Annotated in this window: 14 protein-coding genes; 10 read left to right on the top strand and 4 right to left on the bottom strand. The window is 35.7% G+C overall.

The window, feature by feature from the left end:
* The first annotated feature begins 7 nt into the window (after positions 1–7).
* From O9307_RS13080 to acs, 5 genes are all read left to right on the top strand, one after another.
* Positions 8–1,819, top strand: coding sequence for an MFS transporter (locus O9307_RS13080; protein WP_298300051.1), 1,812 nt, complete (start codon positions 8–10; stop codon positions 1,817–1,819).
* Between the two features lie 20 nt (positions 1,820–1,839).
* Entirely contained in the window at positions 1,840–2,055 is a 216-nt protein-coding gene (locus O9307_RS13075) for a DUF6814 family protein (protein ID WP_298300049.1), read from the top strand.
* A 323-nt stretch (positions 2,056–2,378) separates the two neighbouring features.
* Positions 2,379–5,087 (top strand): ATP-binding protein, encoded by a 2,709-nt coding sequence (locus O9307_RS13065; protein ID WP_298300045.1) that lies wholly within the window; start codon positions 2,379–2,381, stop codon positions 5,085–5,087.
* Positions 5,084–5,443: a response regulator gene (locus tag O9307_RS13060; protein ID WP_298300043.1), complete on the top strand. Its 360-nt coding sequence runs from the start codon at positions 5,084–5,086 to the stop codon at positions 5,441–5,443. Before O9307_RS13065 ends, O9307_RS13060 begins: the two co-directional genes overlap by 4 nt.
* A gap of 17 nt (positions 5,444–5,460) precedes the next feature.
* Positions 5,461–7,368 (top strand): acetate--CoA ligase, encoded by a 1,908-nt coding sequence (gene acs, locus O9307_RS13055; protein WP_298300041.1) that lies wholly within the window; start codon positions 5,461–5,463, stop codon positions 7,366–7,368.
* A 127-nt stretch (positions 7,369–7,495) separates the two neighbouring features.
* Here the strand turns inward: acs and O9307_RS13050 are convergent, their stop codons facing one another.
* The 4 genes from O9307_RS13050 to O9307_RS13035 form a co-directional block, all read right to left on the bottom strand.
* Positions 7,496–10,375 carry an alpha-amylase family glycosyl hydrolase gene (locus O9307_RS13050; RefSeq protein WP_298300039.1) on the bottom strand — a complete coding sequence of 960 codons (2,880 nt, stop codon included), beginning with the start codon at positions 10,373–10,375 and terminating at the stop codon, positions 7,496–7,498.
* 75 nt (positions 10,376–10,450) lie between these two features.
* Positions 10,451–11,518, bottom strand: coding sequence for a SusE domain-containing protein (locus O9307_RS13045; protein ID WP_298300037.1), 1,068 nt, complete (start codon positions 11,516–11,518; stop codon positions 10,451–10,453).
* 22 nt (positions 11,519–11,540) lie between these two features.
* Entirely contained in the window at positions 11,541–13,133 is a 1,593-nt protein-coding gene (locus O9307_RS13040; RefSeq protein ID WP_298300035.1) for a RagB/SusD family nutrient uptake outer membrane protein, read from the bottom strand.
* Positions 13,134–13,149: 16 nt separating this feature from the next.
* The gene (locus O9307_RS13035; protein WP_298300033.1) at positions 13,150–16,095 is read right to left on the bottom strand and encodes a TonB-dependent receptor; all 2,946 of its coding nucleotides are present in this window, start codon (positions 16,093–16,095) and stop codon (positions 13,150–13,152) included.
* A gap of 229 nt (positions 16,096–16,324) precedes the next feature.
* Between O9307_RS13035 and O9307_RS13030 the strand changes: the two genes are divergently transcribed.
* The 5 genes from O9307_RS13030 (at position 16,325) to O9307_RS13010 (ending at position 24,688) form a co-directional block, all read left to right on the top strand.
* Positions 16,325–17,350 (top strand): LacI family DNA-binding transcriptional regulator, encoded by a 1,026-nt coding sequence (locus O9307_RS13030; protein ID WP_298300031.1) that lies wholly within the window; start codon positions 16,325–16,327, stop codon positions 17,348–17,350.
* Positions 17,351–17,896: 546 nt separating this feature from the next.
* Entirely contained in the window at positions 17,897–19,225 is a 1,329-nt protein-coding gene (locus O9307_RS13025) for an MFS transporter (RefSeq protein WP_298300029.1), read from the top strand.
* Positions 19,226–19,237: 12 nt separating this feature from the next.
* Positions 19,238–19,897, top strand: coding sequence for a beta-phosphoglucomutase (gene pgmB / locus O9307_RS13020; RefSeq protein WP_298300028.1), 660 nt, complete (start codon positions 19,238–19,240; stop codon positions 19,895–19,897).
* 69 nt (positions 19,898–19,966) lie between these two features.
* Complete coding sequence (locus O9307_RS13015; protein WP_298300027.1) at positions 19,967–22,258, top strand: glycoside hydrolase family 65 protein; 2,292 nt, start codon at positions 19,967–19,969, stop codon at positions 22,256–22,258.
* Between the two features lie 66 nt (positions 22,259–22,324).
* Positions 22,325–24,688: a TIM-barrel domain-containing protein gene (locus O9307_RS13010; RefSeq protein WP_298300026.1), complete on the top strand. Its 2,364-nt coding sequence runs from the start codon at positions 22,325–22,327 to the stop codon at positions 24,686–24,688.
* Position 24,689: the final 1 nt, after the last annotated feature.

Genomic DNA, 24,689 nt, shown 5'->3' with positions numbered 1-24,689 from the left:
CAACCAAATGAGTAAAAAATCAACTACAGGAATCTGGAAAGTCATTTCCGCTTCCTCCATGGGAACCATGATTGAATGGTATGACTTCTACATCTTCGGAAGTTTGGCAACATTATTATCAACCAAATTTTTCCCACCTGACAATCCAACGGCAGCATTTTTATCAACATTAGCAACTTTCGCAGCTGGATTTGTTGTACGTCCATTTGGAGCCATCTTTTTCGGACGCTTGGGTGATTTGATTGGTCGAAAATATACCTTCATGGTAACTTTACTATTAATGGGTGGGGCCACCTTCTTAATTGGATGTGTACCATCTTATGAAACAATTGGTTTTTTTGCACCATTATTAGTATTAATTCTTCGTTTGTTACAAGGATTAGCTTTAGGTGGCGAATATGGTGGAGCTGCAACTTATGTGGCAGAACATTCTCCAAACGACAAAAGAGGATTTTTTACATCATGGATTCAAACCACTGCAACCATTGGATTGTTTATTTCTTTGATTGTAATTTATATTACTAGACATTCTTTGTCTAAAGAAGATTTTACAGATTGGGGTTGGAGAATACCGTTTTGGGTTTCTATAATTATGATTGTGATTTCCTATGTTATTAGAAAAAACATGCATGAATCACCAGTTTTTGCAAAAGTAAAATCAGAAGGAAAAGTATCTACCAATCCTTTGAAAGAAAGCTTTGGAAACAAATTGAATTTTAAATTTGTATTGTTGGCGTTGTTTGGCGCAACAATGGGGCAAGGTGTGGTTTGGTACACAGGTCAGTTTTACGCCATGAGTTTTATAGAAAAAACAATGAGTATAGACAAAGATATTGCTGACAATATTATGTTGATTTCATTAGCACTTGGAACTCCATTTTTTATATTCTTTGGATGGTTGTCAGACAAAATGAGTCGCAAATGGATTATGATGGCAGGTATGTTAATTGCAATTGTATCATATCGTCCAATATATACCTCTATGTATGAATCTGCCAGCGAAAAATCAATGAAAGCTGCTGGAGCAAGTTTGGTAATTGATAGTTGTAAAGTAATTGGAAAACCTTTGGCAGAAATCAAAACTGAAAAAGACAAAAAAGATCCAAGTATTACTAAAACAAAAATAATAATTACCACAAAATCAGATTCTTTGTATAATACAGGCGCAAAATTTCATTATACCACTGTAGATACATTATTTACTGAAAAGCCAATTGTATTTGATTCAAAAGCCAATGCAAAAAATGAAGTTTGGATAAAGTACAACACTACAAAAAACGGAATTGCAACGTTAAATACCATCAAATTAAAAAATACTTTAAAAACTGAAGAAGCTCCTGCAAAAGTTGATACCTTGAGCATGATTACTCTAAAAACTTTTACAGATACACAAGGCACTAAATACCATCCAGCGGGTGTTAGCTTGAAACACGGCGTAGAAATTTCAAAAAACATTACCGATGATGTAAAATGGCATTTGATTTTACTAGTTTTACTTCAAGTATTGTTTGTAACAATGGTTTATGGGCCAATTGCAGCATTCTTAGTTGAAATGTTTCCAGCAAAAATACGTTATACTTCAATGAGTTTGCCCTACCATGTTGGTAACGGAATCTTTGGAGGATTACTTCCTGCTGTGGCAACATTCTTGGCATTAAATGCCAAAAAAGCTAATGATATTGCAAAAGAAGCGGGTACTGCTTTACCATTTGATAAACCCTATTTAGAAGGATTATGGTATCCAATTATTGTAGCAAGTGTGTGTTTGGTAATTGGGGTAATCTACTTAAAATCAAACGATAAAAACGCACACGATTAATAACATAAAACTCAATAAAAATGAATGCATTAAAAAAATATTTAGGTGTAGTATGGATAGCAATTGGTGCTATTTCAGTATATTATTTATTCATCAACCAAGCCTTGGATATGTGGAAGGCTGGTGGCGAAAAACTAGTTCCAGCAATAATTTATACCTTTATTCTTTGTCCTTTAATTGCTTATGGAATGTTTACATTTGGTAAATATTGTCTGTCTGGCGAATATGATGATTAATATCAATTGATAATTATTATCAGAAGCTCTTGTTTTTATAAGAGCTTCTGATTTTTTATACTTTTTATGATTAGTAAGAAATCTAGTTTTTTTTAAGACTGTGTGTTTTCGTAAAAAAATGATTTGAATTAGAAAAATGAAAAAAAGACATCAACAAAAGTTAGTTATTGTTTCTATAGCCTTGTTAATAGGTTTTAATCTTCCTATTGTATTGCTTTTCGATTCTGCACAAAACTTTCTTGGTTTTCCTGTTGTTTACATTTGCTTTTTCTCCATTTGGTTGCTTTCCATCTTTATTACTTTTCTAATTGTAAAACGATATAATGAATAGTATTTTTCTTTTAGCGATCCTTTTAGGATACTTGGCAGTGCTTTTTTATACTGCACATTGGGCTGAAAAAAAAGGAAATAGCAAATGGACAAATAATCCTTATGTTTATTCCTTATCATTAGCAGTTTATTGTACGGCCTGGACGTATTACGGAAGTATTGGAGTTGCAGCAAATAGCGGATTAAGTTATCTGCCGATATATCTTGGTCCAATTATAATTGCACCATCATGGATTTTGATTCTCCGCAAAATAATTCGCATTTCTAGGGTAAATAAAATTTCAAGTATTGCCGATTTTATTTCGCTTCGTTACGGAAATAGTCGCTTTTTGGGGGCACTTGTTACCGTAATTTGCCTAACAGGAATTATCCCATATATTTCTTTACAACTCAAAGCAATTTCCGAAACTTTTCATATTGTAACTAAAACCCCATTAAGCAACTATATTTTTAATGATACCACAACTCTTGTGGCGGTAGCACTGGCACTTTTTGCATCCTATTATGGCACCCAATATGTAGATGCTTCCGAAAAACGCAAAGGAATTATTACAGCAGTTGCAATGGAAAGTGTTTTGAAATTGGTATTCTTTGTTATAATTGGAGTGTACGTAAGTTTTTTTGTGTTTGATGGCTTTGATGATATTTACAAAAAAGCAAGTTTATTAGAACACTTTAAAGAAAAAAACACCATTGGCGGTCTATCTCAAGCCATTAACTGGTTTTTACTTTGTGTACTTTCAATGTTTGCGATTTTTCTTTTACCAAGACAATTTCAAGTTTCGGTAATCGAAAACAATCGTGAAAATCATATCAATACGGCAGTTTGGCTTTTTCCATTGTATCTACTGATTTTCAACTTGTTTGTTTATCCAATAGCTTGGGGAGGAAATATTCTTTTTGAAAATAAAAATGTAAATTCAGATGCCTATTCATTATTAATACCTCAATTGTTTGACGAAAAAACGCTAACAGTTATGGTGTTTCTTGGAGGTTTTTCTGCTGCAATTTCGATGATTATTGTATCTTCTATCGGACTTTCTACAATGATTACCAACAACATATTAATTCCATACAATTTATTAGGAAAACTCAAAATCGCCGAAGCAATTAGCAGAAAAAGCATTATCAATAGCCGAAAAATTGGAATTTTTTCTTTGATTATTTTATCCTATTTTATTTATCGTTTTTTTGGATTAAATTATACATTAGTTTCCATAGGATTAGTTGCTTTTGTAATAATTTCGCAATTAGCCCCCGCATTTTTCGGAGCATTATTTTGGAGAAGAGGTTCTAAATTAGGAGCGGTTTATGGAATTTTGGTTGGGTCTATTATTTGCATTTATACCTTATTAATTCCTTATACCATTGGTCTATCGAACACAAATAGCACGTTTATTGCCGACGGATTGTTTGGAATTAAATTGCTAAAACCCTTTCAATTATTCGGATTGGATTATTTAGATCCTATTCCGCACGCTTTATTTTGGAGTATGTTGTTTAACTTTATGATTTACTTTGCCGTTTCGGTGAGTTTTAAAGGCAATTATCGCGAACGGAATTATGCCGAAATGTTTGTTGATATTGAAAAATATAGTAGCAATTTAGAAAACGCTTTTGTTTGGAAAGGAGTGGCTTACGTAGCTGATATTCAAAAAGTTTTGGAGCGATTCTTAGGAGAAGTAAGAACCAAAAGAGCGCTTTCTTTATTTCATGCCAAGTATAATATTGACCAAAACATTGTAACGGCAGATGCTAGATTTATCAAATTTGCTGAAAATTTACTGACGGGTCACATAGGAACAGCTTCTTCTAAAATACTTATTGCTAGCGTAGTCAAAGAAGAAAAAATAGCCTTGCCCGAAGTTTTAAGGATTCTCGAAGAATCACAAGAAAATATTATTGTAAATAAAAAACTCAGCGAAACAACTAATGCACTTCAAAAAACATCAGCGCAACTCCAACAAGCCAATCAAGAACTGCGCAACAAAGACGCTCAAAAAGATGAATTCTTAGATACAGTAACTCACGAATTGCGCACGCCAATAACGGCCATCCGAGCGGCAAGTGAAATATTGCATGACGATGAAGATATCCCAACTGAAATGCGACAACAATTTCTTCAAAATATAATTTCGGAATCGGATCGTTTGAATCGTTTGATTGATAAAATTTTGGATTTAGAAAAATTCGAAACTGGTAAACAAAAAATTTATTTGTCAAAAAACAATTTGACCGAAACCATCAATAAAACATTACAGTCCTTACAGCAATTAATACAAAACAAAAAAATCAACGTCAAATTCGAAACACCGTCCCCAAACATCAGGGCGTTTTATGACGAAGAACGCATCATTCAGGTCGTTCATAATTTAATTTCTAATGCCATAAAATTCTGTGCGCAACCTCATGGAGCAATAACAATTTCGGTTAGCGAGGAGCAATCATTTGTTGTGGTGCGCATTCACAATAATGGAAAAAAAATTAATGAAGAAGACTACGAAGCCATTTTTGACAAGTTTTACCAATCCAGAAATCAAAATGTAAAAAAGCCAATAGGAAGCGGACTTGGACTTGCCATTTGCAAACAGATTATCGAGCACCACAAAGGAAAAATATGGGCGTCTAATGCTACTCTCGAAGGCGTCACTTTTACCTTTACATTACCAAACTATAACACCTCTGAAACCATCAGTTTATGAAAAAAATACTCTTAGTAGACGATGAACCAAATATTCTAATGACGTTAGAATATACTTTTAAAAAAAACAATTTTCAAGTTTTTATTGCTAGAGACGGACAGGAAGCACTAGAAATTTTGAAAGATCAGCTGCCGGATGTTATCATTTTAGACGTGATGATGCCTTTGGTAGATGGTTATGACACCTTAGAGCAAATAAAAAAAGATTCACGATTAAGCCATTGCAAAGTGATTTTTTTAACTGCAAAAAATAAAGAAAAAGATATTGAAAAAGGCTTGTCCCTTGGCGCAGATCTCTATGTCTTAAAACCTTTTTCAATCAAAAAATTAGTTGAACAAGTACACGAATTGATTTAAAAAACAAAAAAACTACCATGAGCTATTTCAAAATCAACACTTTAGAAGAATACTTTAAACACTACAAAAAATCGATACGCGAACCCAAGAAGTTTTGGGACAAAATAGCTTCCGAAAACTTTGTCTGGTACCAAGAATGGGAAAAAGTTATCGATTTTAATATGGCACAAGCTGATATTAAATGGTTTGTAAATGCAAAAGTAAATATTACCAAAAACTGCATTGATCGCCATTTAGCCAAAAACGGGGAACGTACCGCTATCATTTTTGAACCAAATGATCCAGCTGAATCAGCTTTGCATATTAGTTATAATGCGCTTTCTGAACGCGTAAACAAAATGGCCAATGTCCTTCGAAATGAAGGAATACAAAAAGGAGATCGCGTATGCATTTACCTCCCAATGATCCCTGAATTGGCGGTTGCTGTATTAGCCTGCGCCCGAATTGGCGCCATACATTCTGTTGTTTTCGCAGGTTTTTCAGATTCGGCTGTCGCGGCAAGAATCAATGATAGCGAATGCAAAATGGTTATCACTTCAGATGGAGGATATCGTGGCAACAAAACCATTGACTTGAAAGGAATTATTGACGAAGCCTTAAAAAAATGTCCCTGTGTAACCAAGGTCTTAGTAGCCAAAAGAACCAATACCCAAGTTACTATGCAAGAAGGACGAGACTTATGGCTACAACCTTTACTAGACAAAGCCTCGGATAACAATGTGGCTGAAATTATGGATGCTGAAGATCCCTTATTTATATTATACACTTCAGGTTCTACCGGAAAACCAAAAGGGATGGTACACACAACCGCTGGATACATGGTTTATACAGCCTATACGTTCAAAAATGTATTCAATTACCAAGACAATGATGTGTTTTGGTGTACCGCCGATATAGGATGGATTACGGGACATTCTTATATTTTGTATGGCCCTTTGTTAAATGGAGCGACAACCGTTTTGTTTGAAGGCATTCCTTCTTATCCAACATTTAGTCGCTTTTGGGAAACCATTGAAAAGCATGGTGTAACGCATTTTTACACTGCACCCACCGCCATTCGAGCCTTGGCAAAAGAAAAACTTGAGTATGTACAAAAATTTCCTTTGGCGTCGCTTAAAGTTATAGGTTCTGTTGGAGAACCAATTAATGAAGAAGCTTGGCATTGGTACAATGACCATGTGGGAGGCAAACGCTGCCCCGTAGTAGATACTTGGTGGCAAACCGAAACAGGAGGAATCTTGATCTCTCCTTTAGCCTTTGTAACCCCTACAAAACCAACTTATGCTTCTCTCCCTTTACCAGGTATACAACCCGTTCTTATGGACGATAAAAGAAATGAGATTGAAGACAATCAAATAACGGGAAGTTTGTGCATCAAATTTCCGTGGCCTGGTATAGCACGTACCATTTGGGGGGATCATCAACGCTATAAAGAAACTTATTTTTCTGCATTTCCAGGAAAATACTTCACTGGAGACGGTGCTTTACGGGATGAAGTGGGCTATTATAGAATCACAGGCCGCGTAGACGATGTGGTCATTGTATCGGGACATAATTTAGGAACTGCTCCCATCGAGGATGCTATCAATGAACATCCAGCCGTTGCAGAATCAGCAATTGTAGGTTTCCCGCATGATATAAAAGGAAATGCTTTGTATGGCTTTGTCATTTTAAAAGAAACAGGAGAATATCGCGATCGTGACAATTTGAGTAAAGAAATTAATCAATACATCTCCGATCATATTGGCCCAATAGCCAAATTAGATAAAATTCAATTTGTAACTGGATTACCAAAAACACGTTCTGGAAAAATTATGCGTAGAATTCTCCGTAAAATTGCTGAGGGGGATTTCTCTAATTTTGGTGACACGACCACTTTATTAAATCCAGAAATTGTGGATGAAATAAAAAATGGTAAACTTTAATTTAAAAAAATCGGTTGTTTCATTCATCATGAAACAACCGATTTTATATTTTATAGAAACAAAGAACACTCAAAATAAATATAGTATACTCCTCATGATGGACTGTCCCTCATCTTAAAATAGTTTTTTAGCTTTTAATCAACTTCAAAACTTGTGTTTGATTTTTAGCATTGTAAGCTTTTATTAAATAAAATCCTTTGCTCAAATCACTTATACTAAATTGCTGATCAACAGACTTAATACTATCAAATTGCTTCACCTTTTGACCAGATAAAGAATAAATTTCCACTTTGGTTGTTTCTGCATTCAACTTAAAATAATTGGAAGCAGGATTAGGATACAATTTAAGGGTAGCTTCTTTTTCAAAATCTTCGATTGCTAAAGTAGCTTGCTTATTCCCCAAAATTTTATATTCTCCTGGTTGCAAGGTGATCGTTTGATTCACATCGGTAACGTTTAAGGTCGTATTATCCATCAAATCATACCAAGTACCTGTATACGGAAAGCCTGTGGCTACAGCATTGGCTACCACTCCGAAATTTGAAATTATCAACACGTCTTTAAGCTCTGTACTCGCAAGCGCAGCATTGGTAATCTTAATATTTGGCGTAACACTATTGGTGCTTGAAATGGTAACAGTACCTAAAAACATGGGCTCATTGATTTTTAAAGCAATCATTTTGGCCCAGTCGTTATAAATTTTACCACGCTCTGTATTCCCTAGCCAATTGCCTGTCCATTGAGGTTGTGGCTTGGTGTCTAGTTTACAATCGCCATTGGTGGCATCCGAAGGGGTGTTTACCGATCCATTATTACAAGTAAAAATAGATGATTCCCAGCCTAGTTCTCCAAAATGCCAAATCATCTTGGGTCCTGGAACCAAAAGAGAAACTGCTCCCAATGCCGACATTCTTGACAAGGCAGTGCTCAATGTTTTTACATTATAACTTCCTGAACTATTGCCAAATTGAAGGTTTTTGTACATCAAACGTTCTTCGTCATGGCTTTCGGCATAGCCCATCAAACGTTGGCCTACGAAACCTCTACTGCTACTTGACATTCTTGCAATATTCTTGTTTGGCCAACCCATCGTCAATTCATTGTACTCGTCCGTCATTTTACCCCAGGTCATGATTCCTTTACTAATTGGCTCATTAATGCGATAATCTGCCCATTGTTTTTCTTCAGCATCCGTCCCTAAATGTTCAAAAATTACATAATGTGTAGGATCTAATGACCATGAATAATCTGCATATTCTTTTAAAACATCAACACGATCTTGCTGATAAGCATTAGTACAACTTTCTGAACCTTCGCAATTTTGAGTAAAACCTTTGGTCAAATCCCAACGGAAACCATCAATTTTAAATTCTTCAATCCATTGTTTGATTACGCGTTTCACATAATTCTTGGTGCGAGGTTGTTGATGATTAAAATCTTCTCCTACACTATAGCTGTGTTTAGCTACTGTATTGAAATAAGGATTTTCTGTAGTTGGAGAACCCCAACCATCACCATCAGGATCATTCATCCACATGCGAACCATTGGGTTTCTTCCAAAAGCATGATTCAAAGCCACATCTAGTATAACTGCAATTCCGTTTTGATGATATAGATCAATAAGCTCTTTCAATTTCTCAGGTGTTCCATAGAATTTATCCAAAGCCATGTGAAACGAAGTATTGTATCCCCAACTTTCATTGCCTTCAAATTCCATTACTGGCATCAATTGGATGGCATTGACCTTTAAATTTTTGAAATAATTGATTTTATCGATTAAGTCTTGGTAATTTCTTTTAGCATCAAAGTCACGCACCAACACCTCGTAAACCACCAGTTTTTCTTTAGCTGGTTTTACAAAATTGGTAGTCGCTTGACTCCAAGGATATGCAGTTTGTCCGGTTTTAAACCATGTGACTTCTCTTTCTTGTCCAGTAGGATAGGTCGGAATATTAGGAAAAGAAGCCGATGGAATTCCTGGATCATCATAAGGAGACAAAACCAAAGTTGAATAAGGATCTGCAGCTTTTACCAAACTTGGTGAACCTGCCAAAGGCGTTTGATCCACCACCCAATATTGGTAGGTATAATTCGTTCCAGCAGTAAGTCCAGTTAATTCTAACCAGAATTTAGTTGAACCAGCTGTTGCATCTTTTTTCATTGCATACGCATTCGTAGGTTGCCAATTATTAAAGCTACCTGCAACATATACAAAATCTTTTAATGGAGCATCCAATACCAAAGTAGCTTTAGTAGCATCGTTCGGATTATAGTTGATTCCGTCTACTAAACCAGCTGGAATCGTTTCAGAAACCACTGTTGTACTAACTACAGCAGTGAACTTCTTCACAATCGTAGTTGTACCTTTAGTTACTTCCAATTCATAGTTTTGGTTTCCGGTAATATTGGTATGATTAAAGGCATAACTAGTTGTGGCTGTAGCAGTATTGATAGCAACTCCATTGGATTTCAAATTATAATTCGCAACACCATTTGTATTTGATGCTGTTACATTCAAACTACCTCCAGATGCTAGAATAGTTGTACTGTTTTGCGCTGGAGCAGTTAACGTTACTTGAAACGATCCAACATCAGCCAAAATATCTTGGGATTTCTTATCCCCTGTTCCGTCTTTGGCTTTGATTAAAAAACCAATTCGACCTATGCCGTTGCGAGCAAAAAATTGTTGTGGTGTAAGCGTAATTTGATAAATATCAGCTCCACTAACATAAGTTAATCTGTTAGCTTCGTTAGAATTGGTCCACGTACCATTAGTTGGACTGTCTTGTATATTAGCCTTATTGGTATCAAAAGACCAAGCCCAAAGATACAAAGCGTTACCAGTAACTCCCCAAGTAGCTTCATCGATACTAGACCCATTAACAGTAATGGTTATAGAAGTCGTTTCTTCAAAGGTGCTAGGTGCAATGCTGTAGGTTATGGTTTGTTTTTGTGAAAAAGCAATACTACCTAGTAAAAGCAACCCTAAAAATAAAATTTTTCTCATTCTTTTTAAGTTTTAAAAGAGTAATGAAAAAAGGGTTGCCTTATAGGACAACCCTTTTTAATATAATAAGTTATATTATTTTTTTTCTAACTTGTAAGTATAGGCTCTTGAGTGGCTTAAATCTAAAGTGATTTTATAAGTACCTGCAGCTGGTACTTTAATGTTTGGACCATTAAAATTGGCTATTCCATTATTGTCATTAGATCCAAAATTAAAATCCCAACCATCATTAGCTCTAAATTTTATTTCGCCTCCTGCATTTAAAACTAACTCTATTTCCCATACTTTTGTAGTAGGATTATATGTCATATCATGATCTACGACACCATTATCAGGCCAACCATTAGGTGTTCCACTACCAGTAATTCCCCATTTAGTTAGTGTAGTAGAATAAGTTAATTTTTGAGTATCCGCTTTAATTAAGTAGTAACCAGCAGCAGCGCTTAAATTTGCTCCCTTAGTATCTAATTTTCCTGCATCGGCTGATTTACCGTAAGCAGTGTTTTTGCTGAAATCGAATACTAAATTATCGTCTGCTTCTAGAAATTTAAAATCTCCGTCTAAATAAACATATCCTTCAAAATCAGCATTCCCTTTTGCAGAGGGTTTTAATTGGTATTCAAAAGTCAAACCATCTTTATCTTTCCAACCTTGATGATTACCCGGAACTCCAAGTAATGGAGCAGTTTTAAACGCTTTGATTGCGATTTCAATTGGCTTAGAACCGATAGATTGAGTTCCTACAACAGCTTTAACACGAGCCAAAACTGATGTTGACACGAATGGAGTAACTCCCAAAGCAATAGCTGCTTTGTTCAAATTCTCTCCAGTAACAGCAACGTTATTGGTGTTTGATGATTGAACCAATTGTGGTTTTGCAAATGCTTTGTCATCAAGTTTAGCAATCTCAACTTGATAAGTAACTACAACATCTCCACCAAAACTTGCTGCAGTCCAAGCGAAACGATCAAAAAGCTGGGTTGCATTGGCTGGTGTAATTTCATAAATAGCACCTGTTGCTGGAGCAGTTAATACTGGAGCATCAGTAGCTTCAATAATTGGACGATCTTGTACATCTTCTACACTACATGAAGTAATAGCTAGTGTAAATAAAGACAAAAATATTTTCGATAAATTTTTCATTGTATTATTTTTAATTAGTTAATTAATATCCAGGGTTTTGTTGAAGTTTAGGATTAGCTGCTAAAGAGCCAGCAGGGATTGGGAATAAGTTTCTGATAGAAGGAGTAGCAGCACCCGTAGCGATTCCACCTTTCCAAGGCCATAAGTACGATCCACCAGAAAATTTACCAAAACGAATCAAATCTGTTCTACGGTGACATTCCCAGTGTAATTCTTTAGCTCTCTCATCAAGAATGAAGTTCAAATCAAGTTCTCCAAGTGATACAACCGGTGCATTTGCACGCGTTCTTAAAGCATTTACATAGCCTAAAGCAGTTGTATTACTACCTCCAGCACCTCTTAAGTTACATTCAGCATACATTAAATAAGCATCTGCTAAACGGAAAATTGGAAAATCAGTATCCACAAAGTCTCCAGATTTGTCTGATCCTTGAACACCTGCTTTAGTTAAGTTACTAAACTTTTGAACAGCGTACCCATCTGTAAAAGCACCTACATCTTTAATTTCTTTGTTTTGACCATCAGTAAAGAAATTTCCTCTTTGATCTCCTGTAGATCCATTGAATTTATCAACGAAAGCAGAAGTGGTTCTAATACCAGCCCAACCGCCATTAATTCCATACTCTCCTGGTTTCATTTTACCTCCTACAGAAGCATGCGCTAAGAAAGTAGTACCTCCGAAAGTTTTAGTATTTAAACCATCATACGCTACGGCAAAAATAAATTCATTTTGCGCTCCATTTTTATCATTATCAGCTAAAAACAAATCTTTATAATTGTTATGGATAGTATACCCTGAAGTAATAACTTTATTAATCAACGGTAAGGCATCAGTATATTTCTCAGTACCAATATACACTTTAGCATTCATGTATAATTTAGCTTGCAACATCCAAGCAGCAGCTTTATCAACACGAAATTTTTCATTTGTACGAGCATCCTTAAGATCCGCAGTCAATGCAGTAAGTTCATCGTCAACAAACTTATAGATTTCGGCTCTAGAGCTATATTCTGGAAGATAAAATGATGTAGGTGATTCCTCAGTAACGATAGACCCTCCGCCAAAAGTATCCAATAAATGCCAGTAAGTCAACGCTCTTAGATAACGAGCTTCTGCTCTGTAGGTTTTAATCTCAGCGATAGTAGCTGCGTCTATCCCTCTACTCGCTAATTTTGCATCAGTAGTTTGACGTAAAAACTCATTACAGTTTACAATTTGAAAAGAGAAACGGGAAAAAGTAGCTGCAATAAAAGTATCTAATGAAGACCATGTTTGCGCATGAAAATCTTTAATAGTTCCATCGTTCCAAGCCATAATAGCCTCATCAGTAGTCAATTCTTGCATTAACCAAAAACCTCTAATGTATTGACTAGCTCCTTCATCAATTCCAGCAATATCTCCATTACCTGTAGGTCCTGATTGTCCTGTAGTAGCTAAACCGGCATAAAGTTTTGCTAAAAACTGTTTGTATGAAGCAGGATCTTTGAATAATTCCTCTGCGTCAATGTCATCGCTCCCATCTATCGGGGACTGATTTAAATCGTTGGTACAAGATGGGAAAAGCATCACCATCAGCACTAACAACAATCCCATTATTTTAAGTGATTTTTTCATTTTTCTTTAATTTGAATTAGAAATTAACGTTTAAACCTAACGTGAAAGTAAGTGGTCTTGGATACAAGTTATTGTCTATACCTCCAGAAATTTCGGGATCAATTCCAGTGTAATCAGTAAGTATGAAAACGTTTTGTGCTCCTAAAGACAACTTAACTAAAGTGTTAGAATCTGGTTTCTGATTAAAAGTATAACCAATACTTACGTTGTCTAATCTTAAGAAAGACGCATCTTGAATGTAATAATCAGACTCATAACGTTTCACATCATTTGTTGTAAAACCAGTTTCTAAAACATTCCCAACTGAATTAGACAAATCCGTATTTCTGATAAACACTGCAGCTAATGTTCCATTGTTTGAGTCTACGTTATTGTAATTGTAATTACCCCATGATCCTCTGAAAGTGGCAGCTAAATCCCAGTTTTTATAGACTACACTAGTATTGAAACCATAAAACACATCGGCAGCTGGCTTGTGGAAACGGTATTTATCTTGCTCATTAATAACACCATCATTATTTCTATCTACATAAACTCCGTCTAAAGGTTTTCCATCAGCACCATAGGCTTGCTCATACACATAAAAAGAGCTAGGAGCATACCCTACTTGGTGATTTTGAATAAAGTTCCCTGTAGGGCCCTCATAACCACCAACATTATATCCTGGAGAATTTGGAGAATCACTAGCTAATTTTGTAATTTCTGAATTTTGGAAGGTAATATTTCCTCCAATAGACCACTCAAGGTTATCCGTTTTTACTGGAATTACATTCGCAGAAATCTCAATACCTCTGTTTCTAATAGCCCCTACATTGTAGTTGTCAAAATTAGAGAATCCAAAGAAAGGTGGATTTTGAGTGTACAACAATAAATCTTTAGTATCTCTTTGATAGGCATCAACAGTACCAGAAATTCTATTGTTAAAGAAACCAAAATCAATACCAGCATTCAAAGTAGTAGTTTGCTCCCACTTCAAGTTACTATTATAAGGTTGTGGTCTAAACGTTTGGTAATACGCATTCCCAAACTGGTATTGAGCCTGGGGATTAGAACCACGATACAAAGGGATAGATGGGTAACTTACTCCAATATCTTGTTGTCCTGTAATACCCCAACCTCCTCTTAATTTAAGAGTAGAAACTACTTCTACATCTTTTAGGAAATTCTCATCATTAATTTTCCAAGCAACTGCAAAAGCAGGGAAATTAGCCCAACGATTTTCTTCCGTAAATCTAGAAGTACCATCTCTTCTTAAAGACGCTGTTAAGATATATTTATCTGCAATGGTAAAGTTAGCTCTAGCAAAGAACGATTGTAAATTTACTCTAGAAGGAACTCGTACATTTGGAGTTTTTTCTTGATTATTTCCGAAATTGATAGAATAACCATCATTATCGTCTCTAAAATCTTGATAAGAATATCCTCCTGTCACATCGAATTGAGTACTAATAGACTCTACCAACTTGTTGTAATTAAAATACAAGTCCATCAATTTGTTATTTCTCTTCGAAGTATTTAGGTAAGAATTATTAAATCCTGAACCTTTTAACCCATTCAAATAATCAGCTGCGGTATTTCCCCAAGAACGACCACTCATTTCGTCATAACCAAAGTTAGCCACCGCTTTTAATTCTGGCAAGAAATGTAATTTATAATCAAATTGGATGTTACCAATACTTCTGAATGAAGTACCATAATTATTTTGTTGCTCAATCAATGAAACTGGATTTTTTCCAGCCAAAGTATTAATTGCATTTCCAGAATTTGTATACCACTGAAAATAGGTTCCATCAGCGTTCTTTATCGATTGCGTAGGATCAAAACGAACAGCTGACCCAATGGCTCCTCTATTACTATAATTACTATTAATGATAGAAGTATTACTATTCACTTGAACTTTCAAATGTTTATCAAAGAAATCACCCACAAGAGAAGCTGATACCGTAGAACGCTCCATGTTATCTCTAATCAAAATACCATTAATATTAGCATAACCCACAGAAGCTCTATAGGAAATAATATCCGTACCACCGCTCATCGCAATGTTGTGATCTGTACCTAAAGCCGTTCTGAAGATTTCCTTTTGCCAATCAGTATCCGCATCACCCATAAGTGCAATTTGTGACGCATTCCCTTTAGAATTTACTAAATCTCTAAATTGATTCGAAGACAAAGCATCTACCGTTTTAGTAATTTCAGACACTTGGAAAGTAGCATTGTAATTCACTTTCATGTCTCCTTTTTTACCTTTTTTGGTAGTAATAATGATTACCCCGTTAGAAGCTCTAGATCCGTATATAGCAGTAGCAGAAGCGTCTTTCAAAACCGTAATCGACTCAATGTTGTTTTGGTTGATCGTTGCCAAAGGGTTTCTTGAACCAGAAACTCCACCAGCAGCTACAGGTACACCATCAATAACATATAAAGGGTCGTTTTGAGCATTCAAAGAAGATCCTGAACGAATTCTAATCGTAGCACCTTCTCCAGGAGAACCACCACCATTGGTAATTTGCAAACCAGCAACTTTACCTTGAATCATTTGATCTGCAGAAGTTACAGATCCCTTATTAAAATCTTTTGCGCCTAGTATAGCTACAGATCCTGTAGCATCTTTTTTCTTAACAGAACCGTAACCTACTTGGATTACAACTTCTTTCAGCTCATTGGCATCCTCTTCTAAAGATGCATTCAATGTAGCTTGACCATCATAAGTTAAAACAATATTTCTAAACCCAATGAAAGAAAATACAATCTTATCCCCTTTATTAATATTGGATAATTTATATTTACCATCAAAATCGGTAGAAACACCATTTGCAGCTCCTTGTATATTTACATTGGCTCCTGGTATGGGCTGTCCTGTTGCTTTTTCAACAACAGTTCCCGTTACAGAATTCTGAGCCAGAAGACTGAAAGGAAGGAGTAACAATAAAAATAACAACTTTTTATAAATTGTTTTCATACTTTTTGTTTAAATTAATTTTTGAATTTAAGTTTAGCTTTTCTTTTACTTCGAATTTCAAAATTAACAGAATATCAACACCAACAACATGACAAAAATCAGATACCATTACGAAAACGTGATAGTGTTGAAAACTTTGCATTTTATTTATTATTTTTAAATGAATTTTGTCAGAAATGGAAAAATAAATAGATTAAAATGGAATACCCTATTTTATAAAACCTTAGAAATGAAAAAGAAAGTAACCCTAAAACAAATTGCAAAAGAATTAGATGTTTCTATTTCTACGGTCTCTAAATCACTGCGCAACAGCTTAGAAATTGGAGAAGAAACCCGTTTGAAAGTGCAAGCATTTGCCAAGTTTTACAACTATAAACCCAACAATATTGCCTTAAGTCTAAAAAATAGAAGAACCAAAACCATAGGCATTATTATCCCCGAAATTGTACACTATTTCTTCTCTACGGTGATTAATGGTATTGAGCAAGTAGCCAACGAAAAAGGGTATAGTGTGATCATTTGTTTGTCTGATGATTCTTTTGATAAAGAAGTCATGAATATGGAATTACTAGCCCACGGTAGTACGGATGGCTTTATCATGTCTCTATCTAAAGAAACCCAATTCAAAAAAGATTTTCATCACATCACCGAAGTCATTGATCAAGGTATGCCTGTAGTCATGTTTGATAGAATAACCGATGAAGTACATTGCGACAAAGTCATTATCGACGATAAAAAAGCGGCCTATGAAGCCGTTGAATTTCTAATTAAACAAGGAAGAAAAAAAATTGCACTCGTTACAACTGTTGATTATGTTAGTGTTGGTAAACTAAGAACGGATGGTTACACCAAAGCTTTGTTAGACAACGCCATCCCATTTGATGACCAACTCATCATTAAAATTGAAGATGTAGATACTTGCGAAATTACCATCAGCCAATTATTAGAGGACAAAGCCATAGATGCAGTATTTGCGGTCAATGAACTTTTTGCAGTTACCATTTTAAAAACAGCACATAAAATTGGGCTTAGTGTTCCAAAAGACTTAGCCATTATTGCTTTTACCGATGGAATTATTTCTAAATACTCAACGCCAACCATCACAACAGTAAGTCAAAGCGGTGCCAAAATGGGTAAAAAAGCAGCCGAAATGCTCATTCAACGTTTAGAGACTGAAGAACACGAAGAGGAAGACGAAAGCTACACAACAGAAATCATAGAGACCCATTTGATTGAAAGAGAATCTACCGATTAAAGAAATATTTATTAACAAAAAACGTTGGAGTTCAAATTATTTACTTGACAATTCAATGCTCAAGTAAATAATTTTCTATATTTACGCTTGTCAAAACTTTTTCTTTTACTTCGAAAATCAAGCAAAGTTTTGTTCTTTATCGCTTCCCTTCCTATGGATTTATGTTTTAAATCTGTGCTCTTCGGGAACATTTTCTAATCAACCAAACCTTGCTTTACTAAAGCAATACAAACTTATTTTTTTTGTAACTTTCACAATTTTAAACAAGTAAGAAAGCTACCAAATGAATACAATTGAAAGAATACTTTGGTTTAAGTGAAGCTTTCTACTGGTATCCCTTATTTTTTAAGCCACTAGAATCTATAACTTCTTAAATTTTTAGGCTTGCTTTTCAAAAAAATTAGGCAAACCAATAAAAAGGAAAGACTCAACCACTGCATTCTTACATTTTTACGGATTTTGTGCAGACAATTAGTTCGTAAAAACAGCATTAGACTTAAAAAAAACACGAAAGCGTTTGTAGTATTTAACTTTAAAATAGATCATATGGAAAAACCAAAATTAAGTTTTTGGCAAATTTGGAATCTGAGTTTTGGCTTTTTGGGAGTACAGATTGGATACTCGCTTCAAAACGGAAACACCAGCAGAATATTAGAAGCTCTTGGAGCCGATGTTCACAGTATTGGATATTTTTGGTTAGCTGCCCCATTGGCGGGACTAATTGTTCAGCCTATCATTGGACTTTCAAGCGACAAAACTTGGACCAAACTTGGACGAAGAATCCCATTTATCTTTTTTGGAGCAATCGTATCGGCGTTGGCCATGTTTTTTATGCCTAATGCTGAGTATTTTGCTTATTTGTTACCTCCTTTGTTTTTTGGAGGGTTAATGTTATTGTTGATGGACACTTCTTTTAATGTGACCATGCAACCTTTTAGAGCTTTGGTGGGTGATATGGTTAATGATGACCAACGCAACTTAGGATATTCACTACAAAGCGCTTTGATTAATTTTGGTGCTGTATTCGGTTCGTTGCTCCCATGGATTTTAACCAAATCAGGAATTGCAAATGTCCCTGCTCCAGGTGAAAAAGTAGCCGACTCTGTAATTTGGTCGTTTTACATTGGAGGGAGTATTTTACTAATAAGTGTACTTTGGACCGTGTTCAAAACCAAAGAATATGCCCCAAAAGAGCATGCGATTTACAACAAAATTGATTTAGACGCTGAGGTTAAAAAGGAAAAAACAAATATCCTCAAATTAATCACTACTGCACCAAAAATCTTTTGGCAACTTGGATTTGTACAATTCTTTTCATGGTTCGCCTTGTTCTTAATGTGGGTTTATACCACAAGAGCAATTGCCAATCAAGTCTGGGGGCCCGATGCACTCGATGCCAAATCCGTGGGATTTAATGAAGCTGGAGATTGGACAGGCGTTTTATTTGCCTTTTACAGCGCAGTTGCCGCTATTTACTCACTTCTAATGCCTTCTATTGCCAAATCTATTGGTCGCAAAAAAACCTATTCTTTCTCTTTACTACTAGGAGGCTTAGGATTGATCTCAATGTTTGTGATAGAAGACAAAAACGTACTACTACTTTCTATGGTTGGCGTGGGATTGGCGTGGGCAGCTATTTTGGCTATGCCATATGCCATGCTTTCTGGATCATTACCTGCAGACAAAATGGGCGTATATATGGGATTGTTCAATGCCACGATTACTTTACCACAAATTGCCGCAGGATTATTAGGGAGTACTTTGATTGCTCTTTTTGGAGGTTTCCCAATGGCTATCATTGTTATTGCTGGAACTTCAATGTTGATTGCTGGCTTAGGGGTTATTTTCATTAAAGAAAAAACAACTAGTCACTAAAATATTTTTAAAATGAAGAAAAAAAAAGGATTTATTTTCGATTTAGATGGTGTAATTGTGGACACAGCAAAATACCATTATTTAGCTTGGAAGAAAATTGCTGACAGCTTAAACATCGAATTTACACACGAACATAATGAATTATTAAAAGGAGTTAGCCGAGTACGATCGCTAGATATTATTTTAGAATTAGGCGACATACAAGCCACTCAGGAACAAAAAGAGCAATGGTTGGTTCAAAAAAATGAAGACTATTTGTCTTATTTGGTAGATATGGACGAGAGCGAATTGCTTCCAGGCGTACACTCCGTTTTGAATTACCTAAAAGACAACGAACAACTCATCGCCTTAGGTTCGGCTAGTAAAAACGCAAGACCTATTTTAGAAAAAACAGGCATTCTATCTTATTTCGATGCCATTGTAGATGGCAATGATGTATCAAACGCAAAACCTGATCCCGAAGTGTTTTTAATAGCTGCTAAACTTTTAAATGTAGCCGCTAAGGATGCTTTTGTTTTTGAAGATTCTGTCGCGGGAATTCAAGCTGCTAACATTGGCAACATGACGAGTATCGGAATTGGCGATGATAGTATTTTACATGAAGCGCACCATAACTTTAAGGATTTTACCTTCATGGGAACTGAGTTTTTAAAGGAATTAATAGAAAAATAAAAGATTTCTTTTGACTTTAAAATAAGTCGCCACAGAATAACAATAGAAATTAAAATAAATTAAAATAAAATGAACCAAGATTATATAAAAGCAGACAATTGGTCCATCATTGAAGAAGAATTTGATGTCGAAAGAGTAAAATCATCCGAAAGTCTTTTCAGTATAGGAAATGGCGCTATGGGACAAAGAGCTAATTTTGAAGAAAGCTACTCTGGACCAACTTTTCAAGGAAGTTATATTGCCGGAATTTACTATCCAGATAAAACGAAAGTGGGATGGTGGAAAAACGGGTACCCAAAATACTTCGCTAAAGTATTAAATGCTCCGAACTGGATTGGAATTGATATAGAAATTAATGGTGAAAATTTTGATTTATTTACTTGTACTCAAGTTAAAAATTTCAAAAGAGAATTGAACATGAAAGAAGGATGGTACCACCGTTCCTTCGAAGCGACTTTGGCCAACGGAACTGAAATTGCTGTAAATGTCCGTCGTTTTTTAAGTTTAAATTTAGACGAAGCAGGATTCATCAACTATGAAATCACTCCACTAAACAAGGATGCAAAAATAGTCTACAAACCGTATATTGATGCTGGAATCACCAATGAAGATGCCAATTGGGAAGAAAAATTCTGGGAACCTCTTGAAGTAAAAAAAGCTACGCATGACGCTTTTGTAACCGCTCAAACGTTCAAAACGCATTTTAAAGTGACCACTTTTATGCACAATACCGTTTTGATTAATGGAGTTCCTTCTCAAATATCAGCTTCATCCATTGAATCTACAAACGACAAAGTACAATACACTTATGATACTTTGGTGGCCAAAGGAGAAGTATCTTCTATCCAAAAAATTGGAGGGTATACGGTTTCTTTAAATTACGATAACACTTTGGCGGCTGCCGAAAAAGTGATTCAAACCGCTTTAGCTAAAGGCTATGAAGTGTCTTTACAAGAACAAATTGACGCTTGGGCAAAAATTTGGGAAATGTCAGACATTACCATTGCCGGAGATGTAAAAGCACAACAAGGAATTCGTTTCAATATTTTCCAATTAAATCAAACGTATTTAGGGAAAGATTCTCGCTTAAACATTGGTCCAAAAGGTTTTACCGGAGAAAAATATGGTGGATCAACATATTGGGATACTGAAGCGTATTGTATTCCGTTTTACATGGCCACCAAAGACCAAGAAGTTGCGCGTAACTTATTGACGTATCGTTACAACCAATTGGACAAAGCCATTGAAAATGCTAAAGACAATTTAGGATTCAAAAACGGTGCAGCTTTGTATCCAATGGTTACCATGAATGGTGAAGAATGCCATAACGAATGGGAAATTACACACGAAGAAATTCACCGTAATGGAGCCATCGCTTTTGCTATATTTAACTATTACAGATATACTGGAGATTATTCTTATATCCCAGAAAAAGGATTAGAAGTTTTGATTGGTATCGCACGTTTTTGGCACCAAAGAGCTTCTTTCTCTAAAGACAAAAACCAATTCGTTATTCTAGGAGTAACTGGACCTAACGAATACGAGAACAACATCAATAATAACTTCTACACCAATTATATTGCTAAATGGTGTATTGATTATACCTATGAGCAAATTCAAAAAGTAGCCACAGAGTATCCTTCAGATCACAAACGTATCATCGAAAAAGTAAGTCTCGGTGATGCTGAATTACAAGATTGGAAAAAAGTTGCTGGCAATATGTATTTCCCAAAATCAGAAGAATTGGGGATTTACTTGCAGCAAGATGGCTTCTTAGACAAAGATTTAGTTCCTGTAAAAGACCTAGACAAATCGCAACGACCAATTAATCAAAAATGGTCTTGGGATAGAGTATTGCGTTCGCCATACATCAAGCAAGCGGACGTACTTCAAGGATTCTATTTCTTCGAAGATCATTTTACTACAGAAGAATTAAGGAAGAATTTTGAATTCTATGAATCATTTACAGTTCACGAAAGTTCCCTTTCTCCATGCGTGCATTCTATCCAAGCGGCCAAATTAGACAAAATGGATATGGCGTATGCGTTCTACTTAAGAACTTCTCGTCTAGATTTAGATGACTACAACAAAGAAGTAGAAGAAGGCTGCCACATTACCTCTATGGCAGGGACTTGGATGAGTATTGTAGAAGGTTTTGGAGGAATGCGTATCAAAAATGACGCCTTACATTTTGCTCCAAAAATCCCAAATGAATGGGAAGGCTATTCGTTTAAAATCAACTTTAGACATCAAATCCTTAAAATAAAAGTCACTCATAATGAAACCAAATTTTCATTAGAAGGAGACCAAGCATTGACCGTATTTGTCAACGGAAAAGAAGTAGTGGTTCAACCCAACTAATTCAATTCACTTAATAATAATAACCCTTTCAAAGTCCGCTTTGAAAGGGTTTAAAATTTAAAAAAAATGAGAAAAATAATCGTATTCCTGTTATTCAGCTCACTAGCATTGGCACAAAATGCCAATCGAAAGTTTGAAAGTTTCAAAAAAAACAATCAATCTCTTGAAGTTACGACTTCAGATGGTGTGTACACTTTCCAACCGTATTCTGACAAAATCATTTCCACTTCGTTTGTACCAAATGGAGAAAAAGCCAATCCCAAATCACATGCCGTAGTGGCATCGCCTCAAAAGGTCAACCTCAAAATTACCACAACTCCAACTTCCATTCAAATGGCAACAAATGGAATTGTGGTCGTTATTGAAAAAATGCCTTTTAAAATAAGCTACTTGTACAAAAACAAAGAACTGATTTCGGAAAAAACAGGCTATTTCAAAAAAGACAACCACGAAATCCTTGATTTTAATTTAGATAATACCGAAATATTGTACGGTACTGGAGAACGAGTTTTGGGCATGAACCGTCGTGGCCATCGTTTACAATTGTACAACAAAGCCCATTATGGCTACGAAACGCATTCTGAATTGATGAATTTCACTATGCCTTTAGTGCTTTCTTCTAAAATCTATGCAGTGCATTTTGACAATGCGCCAATTGGTTACTTGGATTTAGATAGTAAAAAAGACAATACTTTGGCTTATGAAACCATTTCGGGTCGTAAAACCTATCAGGTAATTGCAGGAAATTCTTGGACTGATTTGATTGATAGTTATACGACGTTAACTGGAAAACAACCTTTGCCTGCGCTTTGGACTTTAGGGAATTTCTCCAGCCGTTTTGGGTATCACTCACAAGACGAAGTCAACAAAACTATTGATAAATACCTCAAAGATGGTATTCCTGTAGATGCTATTATTTTGGATTTATATTGGTTTGGAAAAGAAATTACTGGAACTATGGGTAATTTAGATTGGGACAAAGACAACTTTCCCAATCCAACCAAAATGATCGATGACTTAAACCAAAAAGGCGTAAAAACCGTTTTGATTACCGAACCGTTCATCACTACAACATCAAGTAAATGGAATGAAACCGTAGAGAAAAAAGTTTTAGCAACGGACAAAGATGGTAAACCGTTTACTTTTGATTTCTTTTTTGGTAACACCGGAATTGTAGATATTTTCAATCCCGACGGAAAACAATGGTTTTGGGATGTGTACAAAAGATTAATCCAACAAGGTGTTGGCGGATTTTGGGGCGATCTAGGAGAACCCGAAGTATTCCCTTCAGCTGCCATCACAAAAGGTGGAACCGCTGACGAAGTACACAATATCTACGGTCACCACTGGGCAGAATTAATTGCAGAGGGCTACAAAAAAGACTTTTCAGCTACGCGTCCGTTTATCTTGATGCGTTCAGGTTACTCTGGATCGCAACGTTTTGGTATGATGCCCTGGACAGGCGATGTGAATCGTACTTGGGGCGGATTACAGCCACAAACCGAAATTTCTTTACAAATGGGATTACAAGGGATAGGCTACATGCACTCCGATTTAGGTGGATTTGCCGGTGATTACTACGACAATGAATTGTACCTAAGATGGTTACAATATGGTGTTTTTCAACCCATTTTTAGACCGCATGCCCAACAAGAAGTTCCTTCAGAACCTGTTTTTAAAGACATTGTAACCAAAGCTAATGCTAAAAAACAAGTGGAATTGAGATACCAATTGTTGCCTTACAATTATACCATCGCCTTTGAAAATAATCAAAAAGGAACCCCATTGATGCGTCCCTTGTTTTTTGAAGAGCCTGAAAACAAAACGCTACAAACCGTAGCACACACTTACCTTTGGGGTAATGACTTTCTGGTTCATCCCATCACCGAAGCAGGTAAGAAATCGGCAGAGATCTATTTTCCAAAAAACAATACCTGGTTCGACTTTTATTCTGATGCAAAATACCAAGGAGGAAGTACTGCAAATGTAGCTACAGCCACCGATCATATTCCGGTTTTTGTACGTGGGGGTGCTTTCATTCCAATGATAAAAACCATTCAAAATACCACAAAATATAGTTTAGACTCCTTTGACTTGCATTATTTTATGGACGAAAAAACAACAAACAGCGAAGGGAAGCTCTACAATGATGATGGATTGACCAGCAATGCTTTTGAAAAAGGGAATTATGAAATACTCAATTTCAAAGCCATTTCTAAAAACAAAGTGACTACTATTACCGTTGCAACACAAGTTGGAAAAACCTACACTTCAAAAGACAAAAAAGCCAATTTGATATTGCACAACGCTCCTACTGCCAGCCAAATCAAAGTAAACGGAGTTGTAACCCCATTCACAAAAGAATCGAACACGATAAATGTTTCAATTCCAGTAACCAAAAACAAACCAACGCTAATTCAAATTCAATAAA

The sequence above is a fragment of the Flavobacterium sp. genome (assembly GCF_027531905.1).
Classification (GTDB): Bacteria; Bacteroidota; Bacteroidia; order Flavobacteriales; family Flavobacteriaceae; genus Flavobacterium.
Note: the sequence above shows the minus strand (reverse complement) of the source record. Positions and strands in the feature narration are given on the sequence as shown.